Origin of the sequence: Leisingera sp. SS27 (assembly GCF_028368855.1) — a bacterium.
GTDB lineage: Bacteria > Pseudomonadota > Alphaproteobacteria > Rhodobacterales > Rhodobacteraceae > Leisingera.
The window spans coordinates 288,479-311,001 of the sequence record NZ_JAQNCY010000005.1; the positions used below are offsets into that span (position 1 = coordinate 288,479).

The 22,523-nt window shown below is 59.9% G+C and carries 18 protein-coding genes; 11 read left to right on the forward strand and 7 right to left on the reverse strand.

The window, feature by feature from the left end; translation table 11 throughout:
* Positions 1-46: 46 nt before the first annotated feature.
* The 3 genes from N6L27_RS13345 (at position 47) to N6L27_RS13355 (ending at position 2,424) form a co-directional block, all read left to right on the forward strand.
* The gene (locus N6L27_RS13345) at positions 47-778 is read left to right on the forward strand and encodes a response regulator (RefSeq protein ID WP_271907765.1); all 732 of its coding nucleotides are present in this window, start codon (positions 47-49) and stop codon (positions 776-778) included.
* Positions 779-902: 124 nt separating this feature from the next.
* Positions 903-1,361 (forward strand): response regulator, encoded by a 459-nt coding sequence (locus tag N6L27_RS13350; RefSeq protein ID WP_271907766.1) that lies wholly within the window; start codon positions 903-905, stop codon positions 1,359-1,361.
* A complete protein-coding gene (locus N6L27_RS13355; protein ID WP_271907767.1) occupies positions 1,333-2,424 on the forward strand; it encodes a sensor histidine kinase in 1,092 nt (363 codons plus the stop codon). The genes N6L27_RS13350 and N6L27_RS13355 overlap by 29 nt, the downstream gene beginning before the upstream one ends.
* 163 nt (positions 2,425-2,587) lie before the next feature.
* On the opposite strand, the gene N6L27_RS13360 is transcribed toward N6L27_RS13355, so the two are convergent.
* Positions 2,588-3,202 (reverse strand): helix-turn-helix domain-containing protein, encoded by a 615-nt coding sequence (locus N6L27_RS13360; protein ID WP_271907768.1) that lies wholly within the window; start codon positions 3,200-3,202, stop codon positions 2,588-2,590.
* A 172-nt stretch (positions 3,203-3,374) separates the two neighbouring features.
* On the opposite strand from N6L27_RS13360, the gene lpdA reads away from it, so the two are divergent.
* The 7 genes from lpdA (at position 3,375) to N6L27_RS13395 (ending at position 12,688) form a co-directional block, all read left to right on the forward strand.
* Positions 3,375-4,757, forward strand: coding sequence for a dihydrolipoyl dehydrogenase (lpdA, locus tag N6L27_RS13365; protein ID WP_271907769.1), 1,383 nt, complete (start codon positions 3,375-3,377; stop codon positions 4,755-4,757).
* 16 nt (positions 4,758-4,773) lie between these two features.
* A complete protein-coding gene (gene lipA, locus N6L27_RS13370) occupies positions 4,774-5,718 on the forward strand; it encodes a lipoyl synthase (RefSeq protein WP_271907770.1) in 945 nt (314 codons plus the stop codon).
* A gap of 25 nt (positions 5,719-5,743) precedes the next feature.
* Complete coding sequence (locus N6L27_RS13375) at positions 5,744-7,111, forward strand: alanine/glycine:cation symporter family protein (protein WP_271907771.1); 1,368 nt, start codon at positions 5,744-5,746, stop codon at positions 7,109-7,111.
* A 68-nt stretch (positions 7,112-7,179) separates the two neighbouring features.
* Positions 7,180-8,277 carry a glycine cleavage system aminomethyltransferase GcvT gene (gcvT, locus tag N6L27_RS13380; protein ID WP_271907772.1) on the forward strand — a complete coding sequence of 366 codons (1,098 nt, stop codon included), beginning with the start codon at positions 7,180-7,182 and terminating at the stop codon, positions 8,275-8,277.
* Positions 8,278-8,298: 21 nt separating this feature from the next.
* The gene (gcvH, locus tag N6L27_RS13385; protein WP_271907773.1) at positions 8,299-8,664 is read left to right on the forward strand and encodes a glycine cleavage system protein GcvH; all 366 of its coding nucleotides are present in this window, start codon (positions 8,299-8,301) and stop codon (positions 8,662-8,664) included.
* A 61-nt stretch (positions 8,665-8,725) separates the two neighbouring features.
* Positions 8,726-11,578 carry an aminomethyl-transferring glycine dehydrogenase gene (gcvP, locus tag N6L27_RS13390; protein WP_271907774.1) on the forward strand — a complete coding sequence of 951 codons (2,853 nt, stop codon included), beginning with the start codon at positions 8,726-8,728 and terminating at the stop codon, positions 11,576-11,578.
* Positions 11,579-11,683: 105 nt separating this feature from the next.
* Positions 11,684-12,688, forward strand: a complete 1,005-nt coding sequence (locus tag N6L27_RS13395) for a helix-turn-helix domain-containing protein (protein ID WP_271907775.1) — start codon at positions 11,684-11,686, stop codon at positions 12,686-12,688.
* Positions 12,689-12,758: 70 nt separating this feature from the next.
* On the opposite strand, the gene N6L27_RS13400 is transcribed toward N6L27_RS13395, so the two are convergent.
* From N6L27_RS13400 to N6L27_RS13415, 4 genes are all read right to left on the reverse strand, one after another.
* Positions 12,759-14,054: an ABC transporter permease gene (locus N6L27_RS13400; RefSeq protein WP_271907776.1), complete on the reverse strand. Its 1,296-nt coding sequence runs from the start codon at positions 14,052-14,054 to the stop codon at positions 12,759-12,761.
* Positions 14,051-14,971, reverse strand: coding sequence for an ABC transporter permease (locus N6L27_RS13405; protein ID WP_039170412.1), 921 nt, complete (start codon positions 14,969-14,971; stop codon positions 14,051-14,053). The genes N6L27_RS13400 and N6L27_RS13405 overlap by 4 nt, the downstream gene beginning before the upstream one ends.
* A 12-nt stretch (positions 14,972-14,983) precedes the next feature.
* Entirely contained in the window at positions 14,984-16,096 is a 1,113-nt protein-coding gene (locus N6L27_RS13410; RefSeq protein ID WP_271907777.1) for an ABC transporter ATP-binding protein, read from the reverse strand.
* 155 nt (positions 16,097-16,251) lie between these two features.
* Complete coding sequence (locus tag N6L27_RS13415) at positions 16,252-17,376, reverse strand: extracellular solute-binding protein (RefSeq protein WP_271907778.1); 1,125 nt, start codon at positions 17,374-17,376, stop codon at positions 16,252-16,254.
* A gap of 502 nt (positions 17,377-17,878) precedes the next feature.
* Between N6L27_RS13415 and N6L27_RS13420 the strand changes: the two genes are divergently transcribed.
* Entirely contained in the window at positions 17,879-20,314 is a 2,436-nt protein-coding gene (locus N6L27_RS13420) for a GcvT family protein (protein ID WP_271907779.1), read from the forward strand.
* Positions 20,315-20,380: 66 nt separating this feature from the next.
* Here N6L27_RS13420 and N6L27_RS13425 read toward each other — a convergent pair whose 3' ends face one another.
* Both N6L27_RS13425 and N6L27_RS13430 read right to left on the reverse strand, forming a co-directional pair.
* A complete protein-coding gene (locus N6L27_RS13425) occupies positions 20,381-21,646 on the reverse strand; it encodes an ABC transporter permease (RefSeq protein WP_271907780.1) in 1,266 nt (421 codons plus the stop codon).
* The gene (locus N6L27_RS13430; protein WP_271907781.1) at positions 21,643-22,449 is read right to left on the reverse strand and encodes a taurine ABC transporter ATP-binding protein; all 807 of its coding nucleotides are present in this window, start codon (positions 22,447-22,449) and stop codon (positions 21,643-21,645) included. Before N6L27_RS13430 ends, N6L27_RS13425 begins: the two co-directional genes overlap by 4 nt.
* Positions 22,450-22,523 lie beyond the last annotated feature (74 nt).

A 22,523-nucleotide genomic window follows, 5' to 3' on the forward strand; every position in this document is an offset into this window, starting at 1 on the left:
AGGTGACCTTTGCTCGAAGGATCATCTCAACACAAAGGGGTACATAATGAGTGACAATGGTTTTTCAGAGGTGACCGCTCCGCCTTTTATGCAACCCGTGATTCTCAACATCCTTTCAGTTGATGATGACGAAATTGACAGGCTGCGCCTGAAGAAACTGTGCCGCAAGGCCGGAATGGAGGCCGAGTTCTTTGAGGCTGCGAATCTGGACGAGATGCGGCGGCGACTGGATCAGGAACAATATGACCTGGTGTTTCTGGACCATAACTTGGGTATGGACACTGGCCTTGATGCCCTGAAGCTGCTGCTCTCTCACGAAGATCAAGTGCAGGCTGTGCCGATAATGCTGACGAGCGTCACCAGTTATCAGACCGCAGTGGAGGCCATGCGCCGCGGTTGTGCGGACTACATCGTCAAGGAAGAATTGTCGGTGGATGCTCTGATCAAGTCAATTGCCTCCGCCATCGAACGGCGGGCGCTCTATGGCCAGCTCTCCAGTGCGCGGGCTTCTGAGAAGGAGCTGCGGCGCATTTTCCAGCGTTTCATCGTTGGATGCGGCCCCGACCTCCGGCTGCTGCTCAGCCGGACCCTCGCGGGAGTCAGAGTTGTGAAATCTCAAGCCCGTCAGGACGACAGTGTTTCCCCTGCCGTATTGGCAGATGTGACAATGCTCGAGCGAAGCTGCAAAGATCTGGTGGCATTCATGGATGATCTGGATAGCGTCATTGACGACACCCGTGAGTTCACCGCCCGCGTATCGCCCAATCTACTGCAATAGCATATTTTTTGGGCGAAGTCCGATCCAAGGATGTTCCGTTCCGCCACAGTTTCACCCATCGGAAACCCTAGGCCAGAGGAGTGACTTTAGGTTGCAGCTTGCATCTCTACCAAGCCGCCCGGCCTTGAATATTATTCTTGTCGAGGATGATGATGCCGATGCCAAGGCTCTGCACCGGGCCTTCGAAAAGGCTAAGATCGCCAACCCGGTGATACGGTTTGCGGACGGTGTTGAAGCTTTGGCTTTTCTGCGCGGCGAAATGAACCAGGTACCGCCGCCTCATTTCGTGGTGCTGAGTGATATCAAGATGCCGCGCAAGAATGGAATAGAACTGCTGCGGGAAATCCGTGCTGACCCGTTGCTCCATAACATCCTTTTCCTTGTGCTAACGACCTCGGATGACGAGCGCGACATTTCCGAGGCTTACGCTAACAACGTCGCAGGCTATATTCGGAAATCCAAAGCTGGCGACATGTTTGCTGACCTGATGGCTACGCTCGACAGCTATTGGCGCATTGTTGAGATACCCGAAATTCACACTGGAAAGGTGGCTGATGGCAGTTCTCAAGATCCTGCTCATTGATGATGACGCCGGAGACCGGAAGCTGCTGCGCCGGCTTCTGACGAAAACACATCCCGGGGCTAAAATCACCGAAGCCGAAAGCGGCGAAGCTGCGCTGGAACACACCGGGCATCCCGCCGACGTGATTTTCCTGGACTATCTGCTTCCCGATGGGACCGGGCTGGACCTTATCACACGGCTGAACGAAGCTTGGCCGCGGGCGGTGCTGTTTATGACAACCGGTCACGGTGATGAGGAGATTGCCAAGAGCGTAATTCTGGCCGGAGCCAGCGACTATATTCCCAAGTCAGCTCTCAGCGCAGAAGCACTCAATCGGATGATCGCAAACGGGCTGAAAGTCGCAGACATGCGCTGGCGGATCCAAGAGCAGCAAAGCGAGTTGAGGTTGTTTTCGGATGTGCTGGTCCACGACATGCGCGCGCCCCTGAGGGCCATCAAGTTTCTAAGCGAACAGATCCAGGAGGAGTACGAGAGCGGCGACCTTGACGAGGTTGCCAGGCAATTCGACCTGATGAAGAAGTCAGTAAATAAAACGTCCGAACTGATCGAACGGCTGGCCAACCATATCAACCCTCACAGCGAAGGACGAGCGGAGCGTGTCACTGTTGAAAGCCTCTTTGACAGCCTGCGCGCAGTCCTGGCCCAGGACCTTGCGGTGTCGGGCGCCCGGCTGGAATGGCAGCCCCACGGATTGAGCGTGCTGTGCTTCCCGCCGGATATCGTACAGCTGCTGCAAAATCTGGTCAGCAATGCTATCAAGTACAGTGGCAGCAGGACGCCTGAAATTTCCGTAGTTGCCGAACCTGCCGAATCCGGACTGATGATCTCTGTCTCTGACAATGGGATTGGCGTTCCGCCGGAATATCGGGAGAAGATCTTTGAACCGTTCAAAAGGCTGCAGCGCGGCAGAGAACAGCCTGGTACGGGCCTCGGTCTGGCTACCTGCGCGAAAATCGCCAAGCGGCACAAAGGCCTGATTTGGTGCGACCCGCAAGCAGTTGCCGGCACTACAATCCGCTTTACGGTCTGCCTCGACGCGCTGGACACGCGAGAGACCGCTTGACCGCAGCTGCACTTCTGCCCCACGTCATGACGTTCCCTAAAACTGAAAAAGGCAAATTCTCGTTAAACACGAGAACTCTGCCCGGCTTTTTCTCTTGATTGGCGCCTCTCTCGTGGAGCGGCGGCTTCGAAAACAGCTTCGGCCCTTCAAAAGTCTTGGAGCTTCACCCTTCCAGAGACACCCAAAGAACCCTGGCATCTTCTTCGCTAACCGAGACGCAGCCATGGCCCATACCGCTGTCATAGTAAACTGAATCACCCGTCCTCATCCGCAACGGCCGGTAATGCTCAGTATAGAGGACCAGTTCTCCGCTCAAAACAAACATGAACTCCTCCCCTTGATGGCGGACCCAGTTGTCGAACTCGGTCACGTCCCGCGCCTTGATTGTACTGATGTATGGCACCATGCGCTTGCTGGTCAGTTCACTGCACAACAGCTCATGATCGTAAGTGGTGGTTTCCTTGTGCTCACCCTCTCCGGTACGAGTGAAGTCCCGTCGTCCTGTGACGCCGCTCTGGCCTGACTGCACAAACAATTGAGGTGTTTCCAGTTCCAGCGTTTGCATCAGTCGGCGGATAATTTCGAAACTGGGCCGGGTTTGGTTGTTCTCAATCTTGGACAAGGTGGACCTGCCAATGGCTGCGGCCTTGGCCGCTTCCTCCAGCGTCAGTCCCTTTTCTTTGCGGGCATCCCGAATCATTTTCCCAAGGATTTCTCCATCCGGGGCCTCTACCGCCTCGGGACCCAGTCCTGTTTCTTCTAAGGGAATTGGTTCCATTCCGCGAATTCTCCTGATCTGCAAGCACCTTAGCTTTGATGTATCTGCGGGTCAAAATTTCCGTGACCGCACTTTATGTTTGCAAAAGGGAAAAAGTTTCCTATAGGAGATCGAACGTCGTATACGACTGAATACGTGCCGGTCCTGAACCGCTTTTCGGAGGAGAAACCACATGAGCGCATATGATCTGATCGTGATCGGAGCCGGTCCGGGCGGTTATGTCGCAGCAATCCGTGCAGCACAGTTGGGTCTGAAAGTCGCCTGCGTCGAAGGCCGCGGCTCTCTGGGTGGCACCTGCCTCAACGTTGGCTGCATTCCCTCCAAGGCCCTGCTGACCTCCTCAGGCAAATATGCGGAACTCTCCCATCTCTCCTCGCACGGCATTTCAGCCGGGGAGGTTAGTCTGGATCTGGACGCACTTATGGCGCGAAAGGAAAAGATCGTAGCCGACCTGACCAAAGGCATCGCGTTCCTGTTCAAGAAGAACGGGGTCGACTACATAGACGGCTGGGCAAGCATCACCGCCCCGGGCCATGTGCAGGTCGGCGACGAAACCTACACCGCAAAGAACATCCTCATCGCCACTGGTTCGGAACCCGCCACCCTCCCTGGTGTGGAGATCGACGAAGTGGACGTGCTGAGCAGTACCGGTGCGCTGGCGCTTGAAGCCGCGCCAGAGCATCTGGTGGTGATCGGCGCCGGCGTGATCGGGCTTGAGCTTGGCCAGGTCTGGTCCCGCCTAGGTTCCAAAGTGACGGTTGTGGAATACCTCGACCGTATCCTGCCCGGCATCGATGGCGAGATCGCCAAACTGGCCCAGCGCGCGCTGTCCAAGCGCGGACTGAAGTTCCAGCTGGGCCGCGCGCTCAAGACCATCGAAAAGGGCGAAAACGGCCTCACCCTGACGCTGGACCGTGTCGGCAAGGACAAGGAAGAGCAGCTTGAAGCGGACAAGCTGCTGGTCGCCATCGGCCGCCGCCCGGTAACCCGCGGGCTGGGCCTGGAAGACTTGGGCGTTTCCATCAACCCAAGGGGCTTCATTCAGGTCGACGAGCGCTTCTCCACTTCTGTTCCGGGCATCTTTGCCATCGGCGACTGTGTGCCTGGACCGATGCTGGCCCACAAGGCAGAGGAAGACGGCGTCGCCTGTGTCGAGATGCTGGCAGGCCAGCATGGCCATGTGGACTACAACACTGTGCCGGGCGTGGTTTACACCGACCCCGAAGTTGCCTCCGTCGGCCAGACCGAGGAAGCGCTGAAAGAGGCAGGCACCGACTACATCACCGGAAAGTTCGCCTTCATGGCCAATTCCCGGGCCCGCTCCACTGGTGAAACCGACGGTGCGGTGAAGGTGCTGGCAACGCCCGGCGGTAAGATCCTCGGCGCCCATATTTGCGGCGCGCATGGCGGCGACCTGATTGCTGAACTGGTGCTGGCAATGACCAAAGGCGCCACCGTTGAAGAGGTCTCCCGCACCTGCCACGCGCACCCGGCGATGGGCGAGGCTGTGAAGGAAGCCTGCCTCGACGCGCTTGGCCGCGCCATTCACGCCTGATCCGGAGGTTCGCCAGATGACGATCCAGCTGCGCCCCCGCCATCCGGAAAAGGCCCATAAAGCCGACAGCGCCATCCCACGTAAACCTCAGTGGATCCGCAAGAAGAAGATCGAAAGCGCGGAGTATTATGAGACCCGCAAGCTGATGCGGGAGCATGATCTGGCGACCGTCTGCGAAGAGGCTGCCTGCCCCAACATCGGTGAATGCTGGTCCAAGCGCCACGCCACCATGATGATCATGGGCGAGGTCTGCACCCGCGGCTGCTCCTTCTGCAACGTGACCACCGGCAAGCCGGACACGCTGGACGCCTTTGAGCCGGGCCGGGTTGCCGCAGCGGTCAGGAAGCTGGGCCTGCGCCACGTTGTGATCACTTCCGTCGACCGCGATGATCTGGCGGACGGCGGCGCAGAGCATATCGCCCAGACAATCCGCGCAACCCGCCACCAGAACCCGGGCACCACCATCGAGGTGCTGACCCCGGATTTCCTGGGCAAGGGCGAGGCGGCGCACACGGTGTTCGAAGCGGCGCCGGACGTTTTCAACCACAACCTGGAAACGGTGCCGCGCCTCTACCCGCGTGTGCGCCCTGGTGCCCGCTATTACACCTCGCTGCGGCTCTTGGATGACGCCAAGCGCGCCAATCCGCAGCTGTTCACCAAATCCGGCATCATGGTTGGCCTGGGCGAGACGCTGGACGACGTACGCCAGGTGATGGACGACCTGCGGGCCGCACAGGTCGATTTCCTGACCGTGGGCCAGTACCTGCAGCCCACCCCAAAACACCACCCGATCGACCGCTTCTGGTCGCCGGAAGAGTTTGCGCAGCTGGAACAGATCGCGCGATCCAAGGGATTTTTGCATGTGTCAGCGACACCGCTGACCCGCTCTTCGTTCCACGCGGATGAAGATTTTGCCGCCCTGAAAGAGGCCCGTCAGATGGCCTTGGCAAAGGGTACATAACCATAACGCAAGCGGGAGGAGACCCATGGAAGCGTTAAATTCAATCGTAGGAGCCGTAAACGGCGTGGTTTGGGGGCCGATGATGCTGGTCCTCATTCTGGGCGTTGGCTTCTTCCTTCAGGTTGGCCTGAAATTCATGCCGATCCGGAAACTGGGCATGGGCTTCGGCCTGATGTTCAAGGGCCGTGAAGCTACCGGCGAAGGTCAGATCACCCCGTTCAACGCGCTGATGACCGCCCTGTCGGCCACCATCGGTACCGGGAACATCGCAGGCGTTGCAACCGCTGTCTTCCTCGGCGGCCCCGGCGCACTGTTCTGGATGTGGATGACCGCATTGGTCGGCATGGCCACCAAGTATTCCGAAGCTGTCTGCGCCGTGAAATACCGCGAGCGCGACGAAGAAGGCAATTATGTCGGCGGCCCGATGTACTACATCAAGAACGGCCTCGGCGCGAAGTGGGCCTGGCTGGGTGTAGCCTTTGCCGTGTTCGGCTCCATCGCAGCCTTCGGCATCGGCAACGGCGTGCAAGCCAACGGTGTGGCGCAAGTGCTGGAAACCAACTTCGGCTTCAACACCTCTGTCACCGGCATTGTGCTGATGGTGCTGACCGGCGCCGTAATTCTGGGCGGCATTACCCGCATTGGTGCGGTGGCTGGTTTCCTCGTTCCGTTTATGGCTGTTGGCTACATTGTAGCCGGCCTGATCGTGTTGGTCATCAATGCAGACGCCATCGGCACTGCCTTCAGCCTGGTTTTCACTCATGCCTTCACCCCCTCGGCAGCCGAAGGCGGCTTTGCCGGTGCAGCGGTTTGGGCAGCCATCCGCTTTGGTGTGGCACGCGGTGTGTTCTCGAACGAGGCAGGCTTGGGTTCCGCGCCTATCGCTCACGCTGCAGCTGAGACCAAAGGTCCGGTCAACCAGGGCCTGATCGCTATGCTGGGCACCTTCATCGACACCATCATCGTCTGCTCGATCACCGGCCTGGCGATCATCGCCTCCGGCGCCTGGACCTCCGGTGAGTCCGGTGCGGCGCTGACGTCGCTGGCGTTTGAAACATCTTTGCCGTACGGTGGCTATTTCATTGCCGTAGCTCTGTCGATCTTTGCCTTCACCACCATCCTTGGTTGGTCCTATTATGGCGAGAAGTGCATGGAGTTCCTGTTCGGTGTGAAGGTCATGCTGCCCTACCGTATTCTGTGGATCGTCGCGATCTACTTCGGTGCCACCGCCGACCTGGGCTTCATCTGGCTGCTGGCTGACACGCTGAACGCGATGATGGCCATCCCGAACCTGATCGCCCTGGCGCTGCTGAGCCCGATCGTCTTCAAGGTGACGAAAGAGTTCTTTGCCACCGGCGGCAAATCGGAAGAAGCCGGCCACGCTGCCGAGTAAACTCTCCGGGAGGGCGCGCCCTGCGCCCTCCCCACCCCGAAACCCTAGTAATTCAAAGGCTGCACAGGATGACCGACGCACCCAAACGCACCCCGCTTTATGACCTGCACGTCGAACTTGGCGGCAAGATGGTCGACTTCGCCGGCTGGGAAATGCCGGTCCAGTACCCTATGGGCATCATGGGCGAGCACAAACAGTGCCGCGAAAAGGCCGCGCTGTTCGATGTCTCCCACATGGGCCAGGTGATCCTGCGCGGTGAAAACGTGGGCGAGAAGCTGGAAACGCTCTGCCCGCAGGCCTATGCCACCCTGAAGGAGGGCAAGGCGCGCTACGGCTTCTTCACCAACGAAGACGGCGGGATCATGGACGACCTGATCGTGTCCAACGCCGGCGACCACTACTTCGTGGTGGTGAACGCCGCCCTGCGTCACCAGGACATCCCGCATATGCAGGCGAACCTTGACGGCGTCGAAGTGACTGAGATTTTCGACCGCGCGCTGGTTGCCGTGCAGGGCCCCAAGGCCGAAGAGGTGGTGGGCGAGCTGTGCCCCGCTGCCCGTGAGCTGAAGTTCATGGAAACCGCCATTGCCGAGATTGGCGGTGTCGAGTGCCGCATCTCGCGCCTCGGCTACACCGGTGAGGACGGCTATGAGATCTCGATCCCGGAAGCCGACGCGATCCGCGTGTCGAAACTGTTCCTGGCCCATGACGACTGCGAGCCCGCAGGCCTTGGCGCCCGCGACAGCCTGCGCCTGGAAGCCGGTCTTTGCCTCTATGGCAACGACATTGACCAGTCGACTTCGCCGATCGAGGCGTCGCTGTCCTGGGCGATCCAGAAGCGACGCAAGGAAGAAGGCGGATTCCCTGGGGCTGCCCGCATCCAGAAGGAACTGACTGAGGGCGCCGCCAAGAAGCTGGTCGGCATCAAGCCCGAAGGCCGCGCCCCGGCACGCCAGGGTGTGGGAATCCAATGCGCCGAAGGCAATACTATTGGCGCGATTACCTCGGGAAGCTTCGGACCGACCGTCGGCGGCCCCGTTGCAATGGGTTATGTCTCGGCAGGCCACGGCGAGCCGGGCGAGAAAGTGAACCTCATCATCCGCGGCAAGGCGCAGCCGGCTGAGATCGTCGCCCTGCCCTTCGTCACTCAGAACTACAAACGCTAAGACATCATCAGGAGAGTCAAAATGGCCACCTATTACTCCGAAGACCACGAGTGGATCACCGTTGAAGGCGACACCGCAACCCTGGGCATCACCCAGCACGCCGCTGACCAGCTGGGCGAGGTTGTTTTCGTCGAGCAGCGCGAAGCCGGCGACGAGTTCGAAAAAGGCGGCGAGATCGGCGTCATCGAATCCGTTAAAGCGGCCTCCGAAATCTACGCGCCGCTGGATGGCGAAGTTATCGAGGTGAACGAAGCCCTGGCCGACAATCCCGGCGCTCTGAACGAAAGCCCGGAAGGCGACGCCTGGATCTACAAGATCAAGCTGTCGGACGCGTCCCAGCTGGACGATCTGATGGATCTGGACGGCTACAAAGCCCTGATCGGCTAAGCACCCCCTCCCCGCCGGAACCGTCCGGCGGGGTCCATTGCCCCAGACAAGGACCTCTGTAATGGCCTTTAAACTTACCGATTACGAAGCCTATGACTTCGCCAACCGGCGCCATATCGGCCCGTCTCCGACTGAGATGCGGGATATGCTGCAGGTGATCGGCTTCAAAACCCTGGACGAGCTGATCGACGCCACTGTGCCGCCCGCCATCCGCCAGAAAGAGGCGCTGGACTGGGGCCCGGCGATGACCGAGCGCGACGCCCTCTTCCACATGAAAGAGGTGGCTTCCAAGAACAAAGTGCTGACCTCGCTGATCGGCCAGGGCTACTACGGCACCACCACCCCGGCACCGATCCTGCGCAACATCCTGGAAAATCCGGCCTGGTACACCGCCTATACACCCTACCAGCCGGAAATCTCCCAGGGTCGTCTTGAAGCTCTGCTGAACTTCCAGACCATGGTCAGCGACCTGACCGGCCTGGACATCGCCAACGCCTCGCTGCTGGACGAAGCCACCGCTGCTGCCGAAGCCATGGCAATGGCGCACCGCGGTTCGCGCTCCAAGGCGAACAACGCCGCCTTCTTTGTCGACAAGAACTGCCACCCGCAGACAGTCGCCGTTATCCAGACCCGCGCCGAGCCTTTGGGCATCGACGTGGTGGTTGCCGATCCCGACGAACTGGACCCTGGCGCGGTCTTTGGCGCGATCTTCCAGTACCCCGGCACCTACGGCCATGTGCGCGATTTCACCAAGGAAATCGAAGCCATCCACGAGCACAAGGGCATCGCCGTTGTCGCCGCCGACATCCTGGCGCTGGCGCTGCTGAAGTCGCCCGGCGAAATGGGCGCGGACATCGCCATCGGCTCCACCCAGCGCTTTGGCGTTCCGATGGGCTATGGCGGCCCGCACGCAGCCTACATGGCAACCACCGATAAGCTGAAGCGCGCCATGCCCGGCCGCATCATCGGTGTGTCCGTCGACGCGCGTGGCAACAAGGCCTACCGCCTGGCGCTGCAGACCCGCGAACAGCACATCCGCCGCGAAAAAGCCAACTCCAACGTTTGTACCGCTCAGGCGCTGCTGGCTGTCATCGCGTCGATGTACGCGGTCTACCACGGCCCCGACGGCATCAAGGCCATCGCCCAGTCGGTGCACCGCAAAACTTCGCGCCTGGCTGCAGGACTTGAGGAGAACGGATACAAGGTGCAGCCGGAAGTCTTCTTCGACACCATCACCGTCGAGGTCGGCCCGCTGCAGAAAACCGTCATGGAAGCGGCGGTTGCCCGCGGCGTGAACCTGCGCAAGATCGGCGACAGCCACATCGGCATCTCGCTGGACGAGCAGACCCGCCCGGAAACCATCGAGGCTGTCTGGGGTGCCTTTGGCATCGACAAGAAAGACGACAGCGTTGCCAACCGCGCCTACCGCCTGCCCGACTATGCGCTGCGTGAAAGCGAGTATCTGACCCACCCGATCTTCCACAAGAACCGGGCCGAGGCAGAGATCACCCGCTACATGCGCCGTCTGGCAGACCGCGACCTGGCGCTTGATCGTGCAATGATCCCGCTGGGATCCTGCACCATGAAGCTGAACGCAACCATTGAGATGATCCCGGTCACCTGGCCGGAATTCGGCAACCTGCACCCCTTCTGCCCGGAAGACCAGGCGCAAGGCTACCACCAGATGATCGCCGATCTGAACGACAAGCTGTGCCAGATCACCGGCTATGACGCGATCTCCCAGCAGCCGAACTCCGGTGCCCAGGGCGAGTACGCAGGCCTTCTGACCATCCGCAACTACCACGCATCGCGCGGCGAAGCGCACCGCAAAATCTGCCTGATCCCCACATCCGCGCACGGTACCAACCCGGCGTCGGCACAGATGGTGGGCTACAAGGTGGTTCCGGTGAAATCGGATGACAGCGGCAACATTGACGTCGCCGACTTCCGCGCCAAAGCCGAAGAGCATTCCGCGAATCTCGCGGCCTGTATGATCACCTACCCGTCGACCCACGGCGTGTTTGAGGAAACCGTGCAGGAAGTCTGCCAGATCACCCATGATCACGGCGGTCAGGTTTATATCGACGGTGCCAACATGAACGCCATGGTGGGCCTGGCCCAGCCAGGCAAAATCGGCGGCGACGTTTCGCACCTGAACCTGCACAAGACCTTCTGCATTCCGCATGGCGGCGGCGGCCCCGGCATGGGTCCGATCGGCGTCAAGGCGCACCTCGCGGAGCACCTGCCGGGCCACCCGGAATACGGCACTGCGGTGGGGCCCGTTTCAGCGGCGCCGTTCGGCTCGCCCTCGATCCTGCCGGTCAGCTGGGCTTACTGCCTTCTGATGGGCGGCGCTGGCCTGACCCAGGCGACTAAGGTTGCGATCCTGAACGCGAACTACATCGCAGCCCGTCTCAAGGATGCCTACAAGATCCTCTACACCTCGGACACGGGCCGCGTGGCGCATGAGTGTATCCTGGACACCCGCCCGCTGGATGAGGAAGGCCACGTCACCGTGGACGACATCGCAAAGCGCCTGGTCGACTCCGGCTTCCACGCCCCGACCATGTCCTGGCCGGTGGCCGGCACGCTGATGGTGGAGCCGACCGAGTCCGAACCCAAGGACGAGCTGGACCGCTTTTGTGATGCTATGCTGTCGATCCGTAAGGAAGCGCAGGACATCATCGACGGTAAGATCGATCCCCAGAACAACCCGCTCAAGCACGCACCGCACACAGTGCGCGACTTGGTCGGGGAATGGGACCGTCCTTACAGCCGTGAGCAGGCCTGCTTCCCGCCGGGTAACCTTGGCGTCGACAAGTACTGGCCAGCAGTTAACCGAGTCGACAACGCCTATGGCGACCGTCACCTGATCTGCACTTGCCCGCCAATGTCGGACTACGAAGAAGAGTAAGCCCGGGTTTTCCAGGCTTACTGCCCCGCCGGCTTGTCCGGCGGGGCACCCAGCAGCCCGGACAAGCCGGCTGCATCCCGCATGACCCGCTCAGAGGAGAGAATGATGTCCCGTCTCGAACCGCTGACCGTGCCAGCGCCCCGGCAAACCGCTGACAGCGCGGCACAAGCCCGCTTCCACGATGTAGAAATCATTCTGCCGCAGCCGGATTCACCCGCCGCAGCCCAGATGATCTGCGAAGTCTTCCGAGCCGCCAACGATCTGTTTCCCGACAGCGGCTACCGCACCGCCGTGCGCAATCTGGCGTCACAAATGCGCAGCGTGCCGGAAGGCTGGAAGCCGCAGACCGTCATATTCCTCGGCGGCATTTCCAGCCGCTGGCCACTGAACGGAGGCGAGAAAGCCAGCCTGCAGCGGATCTGCCGCCAAGCGCAGCGCTGCCTGTTTGCCGGCAGCGCCATTTTCCTTCTGCCGGAAACCGGCCTGAACGCCACGGTCGAAACCGCCGTGCACACGAATTTTGCCGCTGCCGCAGAGGAGGAGCAAGTGATCGGCGCCCCGGCTGGCACGCTGACCACCACGTCTGGCCGCATCAGCACTGCTGTCAGCAGCTTTGCCGCACTGCGTCTGCTGACCGGCTTCCTGCGCGCTGACCGCGGCGCCTTTATCGCGGATGCGGTTTGCGATTACCTGGGCCTGGCCTTTGGCCCGGCGTCGGAACAATCTAGGGTCTCCCTGCAGTTACGCCAGACTGCTGGCGGCGACGCGCTGGTGGTAAAGATTCTCGACCTGATGCAGCAGAACCTTGAGGAGCCCCTTTTGATCCGCGACATCGCTCAGCAAGCTGGGGTTTCTCCGCGCAAACTGGAACGCCGGTTCCAGCAGAAGGCCCGGACCAGCCCGCTTGCCGCCTACCGCAAGCTGCGCATTGAAAAGGCCCGCCAGCTCTTACTGCACACCACGCTGCCGCTGGCCGAAATCGTCGCCGCCACCGGATTCGGCTCCCGAAGCAGCCTGACGGAATGGTTCAAGCGCGAATACAAGACCAGCCCGCAGGCCTTCCGCAAACAGTATTATGCTGACCGCCACCCTGCGGGTTCCCTGGCCTGACAGATGCTGGCCCCGGCAACGTAAAAGGCGGCCCCATTGGGCCGCCTTTGGTGTTTCAGGGTAGAGGAGTTCAGTTTCCGGAATCGCTGTCCTCGCCGTCGCCCGACAGGGCATTCGGGTCAAAGACATTGCCGAAGCCGGAGCTGTTGCCTTGCGGCTCTTGCTCTGCTTCAGGCGCCGCCTCGCCGTCGCCCGACAAGCTGCCCGGGGCAAACACACCGCCAAAGCCGGAATTATTGCCGGAGCCGGTAGAGGGTGCAGTCTGAGCCGGTGCGGCCTCTCCCTGCTCTTCCAGCTGCTGCTGGCGGCGCAGTTCGCGCTGGCGGCGCAGTTCCTGGATGCGCTCTTCGGTCTCCAGGCGTTTCTGCTCCTGCACGTTGGCAATGCATTGCGCCGGGCTGTAAACCGAGGCGGTGCCGACCACTGCCACCGTTGCACAGGCCACAACGACCAGCGCCACCGCAGCCACATTGGAGCTGAGGAAGCCCGGCAGCCGCAGCTTGCCGCTTTCCAGCTCTTCCACGGTTGCCTTTTTACGTGCTTCGGCCACCAACTGCTTGCGGCGGATGCTGGCCTCGTTGAAGAGTGCCGCGAACACCGTCAGCACCACGATGATAAAGGCCAGGGCCGAGATCGCCGGCGTGATGCCGTAACGCACCTTCTGCGCCAGCTCGATGGTCAGCGTCGGATATTCGCCGAAGGTGAAGGTGGTGGTGTTGTAGTTCTCGAAGCTTGCCAGGAAGGCCAGCACCGCAGCCGATGCAATGGCCGGCCGCATGAATGGCAGCAACACCTTGCGGAAGGCCTGAGCATGGGTTGCGCCCAGATCCAAAGCCGCCTCTGTCAGCGCGATATCATAGCGCTGCAGACGCGCCACCAGCACCAGCATGCAGTAGCTGGCGATAAATGTGGACTGGCCGATGATGGTCAGGAACAAGCCGTTCGACAGGAAGCTGTCGGCGCCAAGCCCCAGCATCCGGTTGATCCGGTCCCAGAACACCAGTGTCGAGATACCAAGCACCACACCCGGGATCAGGATCGGCGCAATGATGACGGTGTAGTAGGTCGCCCGCAGCTTGGGCCAGATCTGGGTGAGCATCAGCGCACCCGCCAGACCCATCGCAACAGACAGCACAACCGTACCTGCCCCCACAAGGATCGAGTTCCAGATGCCGTTCAAAATCCGCTCGTCCTGAAACAAGGCCGAGAACCATTCAAACGTCAGGCACTCCCAAGGTGTCATCCGCGGGAACGATGGCGAGTTGAAGGCGGTTGCCGACATGATCACCAAAGGGCCCAGGAGATAGGCAAAGAAGATCGCCAGATAGACCCAAAGGCTCAGGCGCATAAAGGTGAAGTTCTTCATTTGCCGATATCCCCCATGTTCACCTTGAACAGGCGCATGACCGCCAGAACAAGCAGGATACAGGTGACCAGCAGAACCACAGCATAGGCTGCGCCCTGCGGCCAGTCGGAGTTGTCATTGAACTGCTGGTAGATCAGCTGCGTGAACCAAAGGGAAGAAGGCCCACCAAGGATCTGCGGTGCCGCCAGCGCACCTGCTGACAGCATGAACACCATGGTGCAACCAGAAGAAATCCCGGGCTTGGCATAGGGAATGACCACCCGGCGATGGATCATCGGCCAGCTGGCGCCCATGTCGCGTGCGGCCTCGATCTGGTTGCGGTCAAGACTCTCGATCACGTTGTAGATCGGGAAGATCATCAGCAGGATATAAGCGTAGCCAAGGCCCGCATAGAGCGCGATGTCATTGCGGATGAAGTCAAAGGGCGTGTCGAAGACACCCAGCCCCACCAGCATGTTGTTGAGCACCCCGGTCTCGCCGAAGATGATGCGCAGCGCAAAGGCGCGCAGGATCTCGTTGATCCAATAGGGGATGATCAGCATAAGCGCGAAGATGCGGATGTGATTACCCTTGGTCTGGGCCAGGTAATAGGCGATCGGATAACACAGGATCAGGTTGAAAATTGTGACGCAGACCGCTGCCACCAGGGTGCGGAAGAACACCTTGAGGTCGACCGCATTATAATCCTGGCTGCCGCCCTCCGGACCGTAGATCAGGTATTTGTAATTCTCCAGCGTATAGACGTCCTTAGGTCCGCCAATCTCTGGCGGCGGCAAATTCGGACGGAACGAGAAGTCGAGCATCGACAGCTGCGGCAGAATAATGAGGCCAATGGTCCAGAACAGGACAAGACCCAGCATCAAACTGCCCATGCCGACACCGTTTCGTTTGAAGAACTCCCTCAGGAAGCTTGGCATGGCTTGGCCTCCTTATTCTGCGGCCAGTTCACCAGCCGGAACACAGACGGCATTGTTCGTCTCGTATTCCAGGGTGATGTTCTGGCCGGTGTGATCCTCAAACGACTGGCCGAGATTGGGGATTGAGACCTTCAGTTCCTTGCCGCCTTCGCCTTCCATGAAGATGTTGAAGACGTTACCCTCGAACTCCTCGTGGTTGACCTTGGCGGTCACGAAGTGGTCGCCGGACGCGCCTTGCGGCGCCAGGGCAAAGGCCTCGGGGCGAATGAACATCATCGCCTCGTCGCCTTCTTTCATCCTGCCTTGGTTGGCAGTGGAAATCCGCGCCACCAGTTCGCCGGAGCGGTTGGTCGCGATCAGAGCTTCATTGCCCATGACGCGCTTGATTTTGCCGCGGAAGACATTGTTTTCGCCAACGAAAGACGCGGCAAAAGCAGTAGAGGGATCATTATAGATGGTCTTGCCATCGGCAATCTGATCAATGACGCCCGCCTTCATCACCGCGATATTGTCGGACATGGTCAGCGCTTCGCCCTGGTCATGGGTGATGTAGATGAAGGTGATGCCGACACGCTGCTGGATCTCGCGCAGCTCGGTGCGCATGTGCTGGCGCAGCTTCAGATCGAGCGCCGATAGCGGCTCATCCAGCAGAAGCACATCAGGTTCTGCGCAAAGGGCCCGCGCAATCGCCACACGCTGACGCTGGCCGCCCGACAGTTCGCTGGGCAGCTTGTCGCCCTGACCCGGCAGCGCGATCATGTCCAGGAGCTCATCCGCGCGCTTGCGGCGCTCCTTCGCGGAGGCCCCCTTGATCTCCATGGAAAAGGTGATGTTCTCCCAGATCTTCATCAGCGGGAACAGCGCCAGGTTCTGGAAGATCAGCGCGGTCGGACGCTTGTTCGGCCCGATCCCTTTCATGTCATTGCCGCCGATCAAAACCCGGCCGTCACTTGGATCCAGAAAGCCCGAGACGGCGCGCAGGATCGTCGTCTTGCCACAGCCCGATGGCCCGAGAAAGGAAAAGAAATCCCCCCCATTGATGTTCACATTGGCATCACGCACGGCGACAAAGTCGCCGAAGCGGATCCAGAGATTCTCGAGATCAACGCCGACCCCAGCACTCATTTGGCTTCTCCCCAGGGCACAGGTCCCCAATCCGGCGGCAGGCCGCCGGCCCCGCAAGGCCTGTTTCCTGTTTTATGTTCTTGTGTGATTGCGCCGCAGATGCGCGGCCGGCCCCCGGCAGAACTGCCGGGGGCCGGTTTGTTCAAATGCTGCGATCAGGCGCTCTTGAACTTGTTGACAAACTCGGTGCGCACGTCGGCGTACCAGGGCGCCTCTGCCGGCCAGGGATTCAGATTGGCCAGCGAGTTGCCCGGATAGGCTTCGGCGAAGTTCTTCTTGTATACGTCGCCCGAGAAACCATCGGCGCCGAGAACCGGCGAGTTGTAGCCGTGGCTGTCGATTGCCTTGCCCGCAGGCTCCTGCTCATAAGCATAGGAGATGAAGGCATAGACCTGCTCTTCGTTCTGCGCGCCCACCGGCATCGAGATGCCGTCGACCCAAGCCATCGCGCCTTCGACCGGTGCCTGATAGTGCACCGGCTCACCTGCAGATTTCAGCGCCAGCGGCGGGCCATCCCAAGTCTGACCAACCACCACGCCTTCGTTCAGCAGGCCGTTCTTCTGGGTGTCAGCATCGTTCCAGATCAGCTTGATGCGGTTCTTGCGCGCAACGCACCAGTCGGTGACCTGGCCCCAGACCTTGCGCATGGTTTCCTCGTCGTCATAGGCCGCCCAGATCGAACCCGGCTCCATCTCACCTGAGGCCTCCATGTAAAGGCCCGCACCCAGCATCATTGAATGCGCCCTGCCCATGGTTTTGCCTGCGTTCTCTTCCGACCAGACGTCGCCGTATGACGGCGCGTCGCCTTCCGGCAGCCAGAGATCAGTGCGGTAGGCGATACCTTCGGTGCCCCAGATATGCGGCAGCCAGTGCACACCGCCGCCGCCAAAGTTCCAGGCGTCGGTGCCGATCTTGGCCATCGCCGGGTTCACAGCGTCAATGTTGACCTTGCTCATGTCAAACGGCTTCAGCAGTTCCAGCGGTCCCCACTGCAGCGAGCGGTTGTTGGTCGGCGAAACGATGTCGAAGCCCTGGCCTTTGGTGGCCTTCATCTTGTTGATGATTTCTTCGTTCGACCCGATACCCGTGTAGTTCACCTTGATGCCGGTCTTGGCTTCAAAGCCCGAGATGAATTCAGGCGGCAGATAGTCTGACCACATCAGGATGTTGATCTCGCCTGAAGATGCCAGCGCGCTCTTTGAATAGAGAGGCGCTGCCAGTGCTGCGGCGCCGGCGCTCTTCAGAACGCTTCGCCGCGTCAGCTTACCAGTGTTTGCCATTTATCCAATTCTCCCTTTGGACTGCTAATTGTTGTTTTTGTTGTTTCAACGATGAAACCTTGCGAAGGCTTACCCGTCTCCAACAGTGACAGTTTTAGAAAACGATAAGACCAGATCACCCATCAACTTGAGCAACATGGCGCCAGTTTCGGCGCGGTTTAAAGACACTCGCGACATAACCGCGATGAGAAACTATCGCTGCAATCGCAGTGTGCGCGCCGTAAGGCGTGCCGTCAACGCTCCTGCGCCCGCGGCCAGCAAAAAGCTGTATCGCCTTGGCAGGTAAAAACACTGTGACAAAAAAATAATTAACAACAACTTAGTTGAGAAAGAGCGCATTCGGAGACGCTAGCCCGCCAGTGCCCTGCTGCTGCTCCTATTATCGGCATCCTTCCAAATCGCTCAATATTGCTTTCGATTTTTTGCGAAACGCACTGCGTTGTCTTGCCGCCGCAGCGAACCTGCCGCTTAGTCGAAATGGAACTGTTGGGAGGTCCGTTTCATGAAATCACGCACCAAAGTTGTGGTTATCGGCGGCGGCATAGCCGGCTGCTCCGTCCTCTACCATCTTACCCAGGAAGGCTGGAGCGACGTTGTTCTGCTTGAACGCAATGAACTGACAAGTGGCACAACCTGGCACTCAGCTGCGCAGGTCACAAATTTCGGCGTGAACCAGACCATGGTTGGGCTGAAAAGCCATTCCATTGCCTTGTACAAAAAGCTGGCGGAAGACCCGGAATACCCGATCAACTACCACCACGGCGACGGAGGCATCCGTCTGGCCAACACACCAGAGCAGATGCAGGGCTACCGCCATTTCGCCTCCATGGCCCGTGGCATGGATGTGCATCTCGAGGTGATTGACGCGGCAGAATGCGCTCGCCGCCACCCGTTGGTTTCCACCGACAACCTCACGGGCGGATTGTGGGATCCGCTGGACGGCGACATTGACCCGGCGCAGTTATGCCAGGCATTGGCCTATCACGCGCGTAAGGCGGGGGCAGAAGTCTACCGCAACACGCCAGTGACGGCCCTCACCCAGCACAAGGATGACACTTGGACCGTGCACACAGAACACGGCGATATCGACTGCGATATCGTCGTCAATGCCTGCGGCTACCGGGTGAACGAGGTGGGCGCGATGATGGATGTGCACCATCCCGTCGCCTCAATGGAACACCAGTATTTCCTGACAGAGGACATCCCGGGCGTCGTCGAAGCGAGCCACCGACTGCCGCTGATCCGTTGCCCGATCTCGGATTACTACTGCCGTCAGGAAAAGAACGGTCTGCTGATCGGCTTCTATGAGCAGGACTGCAAGACCTGGGGTATGGGCGGGATCGACCCGAACTTTGTGAACGCGCTTTGCCCCGACGATCTGGAGCGGGTGATGGACGTCCTGGAAGGTGCCTTCGAGAGAATGCCTGCGCTGCGCGAAACTGGCATCCGTTCCATCGTGAACGGGCCCATCACCTACACAATCGACGGCGCGCCGCTGATCGGCCCGATTCCGGGCAAGCGCAACGCCTTTTGCGCCGTCGGCTTGCGCGCGGGCCTTGGCGAAGGCGGAGGCCACGGCTGGCTTTTGGCGCAGATGATCGTGCATGGCGAGGCCTGCTATGACACCTGGTGTATCGACCCACGCCGCTTCACTGGCCACGCAAATGCGGAGCTGACTGCACTGAAGGCAATCGAGGATTACCAGAACGAATTCCGCTTCCACTTCCCGCATGAGCACCGGCCGGCGGGCCGCCCGGCCAAAACCACGCCACTGACACCTTTGCTGGCAGCAGAGGGTGCAGAGTTCACGGTGGTCAATGGTTGGGAAAGGATGGATTACATCAAGCCTTCGCCGGATTTCCACCCTTCGCTCAATTTCAACTTCGACGAGACCTTTGGCGTTGTCGCCGCTGAAGTGGCGAACGTGCATGAAAACGCAGGCCTCGCCGAGGTCAACGGCTTCAACCGTTTCGAAATCACCGGTACTGACCGCCACAGCTTCCTCGACCGCATGTTCTGCGGCACTGTCTCCAAACACGTTGGCCGCGTCGGGCTGGGATACCTGCTAAACCACCAAGGGATGGTCAAGGGCGAGGCCACCGTTGCCAATCTCCCTGCCTCGGACCGCGGGCCGGAGCGGATCTGGTACGGTTCCGCTGCCGCCAGCGAATTCCACGACATGGACTGGCTTACCCAGCACATCCGCGTGGAAGAAGACGTTCAGATCCGCTCGCTCACCAATGACCAAACCATCCTGGTCCTCGCCGGCCCCCGAGCGCGGGACGTACTCTCAGCCTGCGTCCGGGGCGACTGGTCGCGCGACGCCTTCCCCTGGCTGTCGGTGCGTGAATGCTTCATCGGCTTTGCCCCAGCCACTGTGATGGGCGTTAGCTTTTGCGGTGAGCTTGCCTATGAAATCCACGTGCCTAACGCTTCGCTCTACGCCGCCTACCTGGTGCTGCGGAAGTCAGGTGAAGAGCATGGGCTCAAACTTTTCGGTTCCCGTGCAATAGAGTCGATGCGGATGGAAAAGGGCTTTCTGCACTGGAAAACCGATCTTATCACCGAATTTAACCCGTTCGAAACAGGCTTGGACCGGTTCGTCAAACTGGAGAAGGGTGACTTCATTGGCAAAGAGGCATTACTGAAACTTCGGTCCGATGGCGTGCGCAAGAAGCTGGTCACACTGAAGGTGGACGCAACACACGCCCCGGCCCACGGCGGCGCCTCGCTAATGAAGGGGAGCAAGGTTGTGGGCACTGTGACCTCCGGCAGCTGGGGTCATCGGGTGGGTATGAACCTTGCCTATGCGTTTGTTGAACCCGGCCTGGCCGAAATCGGCAACACCATGCAGCTAGACCTTTGCGGAGATCTGGTCGCAGCTCAGGTGATCGCCCCGTCACCTTATGATCCAAGCTTTGACTGCATCCGCAGTTGAACCATTACTGAAACAGCAAAACGCCCGGGGAACACCCCGGGCGTCTTGTTTGCGGCGGCTCTCAATTCAGCTGCGGCCTTTCCAGGGCACCAGCCAGTTCTCTGCCTTGCGCATCAGGATATCGATGCCATAGCCGATGATGCCGATGAGCACGATGCCCATGATCACGATGTCCGTGAGCTGGAACTTGGACGCCGCAATGATCATCATGCCTGCCCCCTTTTGCGCGGCAACCAGTTCGGCGGCCACAACAGTTCCCCAGCAGACGCCCATCGCCACCCGCGCGCCGGTGAATATTTCCGGCAGCGAGTTCGGCATAATTACATGGCGCATGATCTGCCACTTGGAAGCACCCAATGAGTAGGCTGCGTGGATCTTTGAGATGTTCACACCTGACACTCCGGCCCGCGCCGCAATCGTCATGATCCACAGCGCCGCAAGGAAAAGCAGAACGATCTTGCCGGTTTCCCAGATGCCAAACCAGATAATCACCAGAGGGATCAATGCCAGCGGAGGCACCGGCCGCATGAATTCGACAATCGGGTCAAACCAACCGCGGAACCATCCGGAAAGGCCCATGGCGTATCCCAGCGGAATGCCAATGATCGCGCCGGTCACAAAGCCCGCCACAACCCGCAGAAGCGACCACCCCAAATGCTGCCAAAGCGAGAAGTTCTGATAGCCCTCGGATGCGATTTCAAAGAACCGCGCCACCACCGTTTCCGGGGCTGGCAGCCAGATCGGATTCATCTGCATACCGCCGTGCGGAGTAAAACTGATCGCACCTTTGCCTGTCAGTGTCACGGTTCCATCGCCGGTGTCCACTGCTCCATCAGCAGTAATTGGCGCGCCGTTGATGGCAACAATCTTTGCGCCATCCCGGCGCTTGGCCTCATCGTTCTTGTCGAAGAGAAGCGTTGTTGACCGCCCCGCCTGTGCTGCCAGCGCGTCATTCGAGGCAAAGCCCTCGCCGCCTTCAACCTCGAACTTCTCAACGTCCTCGCCAAATCCGAAGACACGCACAGTGACATTCGCATCATCCGTTGCGCCATCGGCGTTTTCCAGCGTGTAGGTGAAAGTGGTCTCGCCGGTAAACGGCCCCGGCACATGGATCGGGAAAAGTTTGGAGCCTGTAAACGCCGCCCAGATCACGAAAATCACCAGCACCGAGATGATCGAAGCCGCCCGGTCCGGCGTGACCGCGCTCTCGTCGCCGAAAGTAACGGTCTTGAGACTGGTGAAATCCTGCCGGGATTGCATCCCTTTACGGATCAGCTGCACCAGAAAGAAGGCACCGGCAAACAGCGCGATGTAGAAGAGAAAGACTGTCATGCCACCTGCTCCGTCCGGCCCATGATCTCCTCTTCCATCTCCCAGATCATTGATAGGATCTCATCGCGTGTCTCAGCGAAGCCTTCGGATTTCTTGACGTCGCGCAGATCAGCGTTAACCCCGCGTTCGGCAAAGGGCAGGTTGTATTCGCGGTGGATACGCCCGGGACGCGGCGCCATCACAATCAGCCGTTCCCCCAGCAACAGAGCCTCTTCCACCGAGTGGGTAATCAAGATGATGGTCTTGCCTGTTTCCTTCCAGAGCTTCAGCACCAGCCCTTGCATCTTCTCCCGCGTCAACGCATCCAGCGCTCCCAGTGGTTCGTCCATCAGGATCACATCGGGCTCATTGGCCAGGCAGCGTGCCAGCGCCACGCGCTGCTGCATCCCGCCCGACAGCTCGTACACCGCCTTTTCCTTGAAGTCCTGCAAGCCAACGATTTCCAGCAGATGGTCCGAGATCTTCTCCCGCTCTGCTTTTGGCATGCCCTTCATACGAGGGCCAAATTCCACGTTGTCGCGCACGTTCATCCACTCAAACAGCGCGCCCTTCTGGAATACCATGCCGCGTTCTGCGTCAGGGCCGGTCACCACATGGCCGTTCAGCTCCACCTCACCTTCGGTCGGAGCCAGGAAGCCGGCCAGAATGTTCAGCAGCGTGGTCTTGCCACAGCCCGACGGCCCCAGCACAGACAACAGCTCCCCCGCCTGCAAATTTAATGAAACGTCTTTCAGCGCCTGAACCGAACTGCCGTTGGGCAGGTCAAAACGCATGGAGACACTTTTGATGTCCAGTCCTGACATCTCTTCCCCTTCCTTTTTGCGCCAGTTTGCAGCCGGCCTGCATATGCAGATGCAGGCGGCCCGGGATCCGGGCC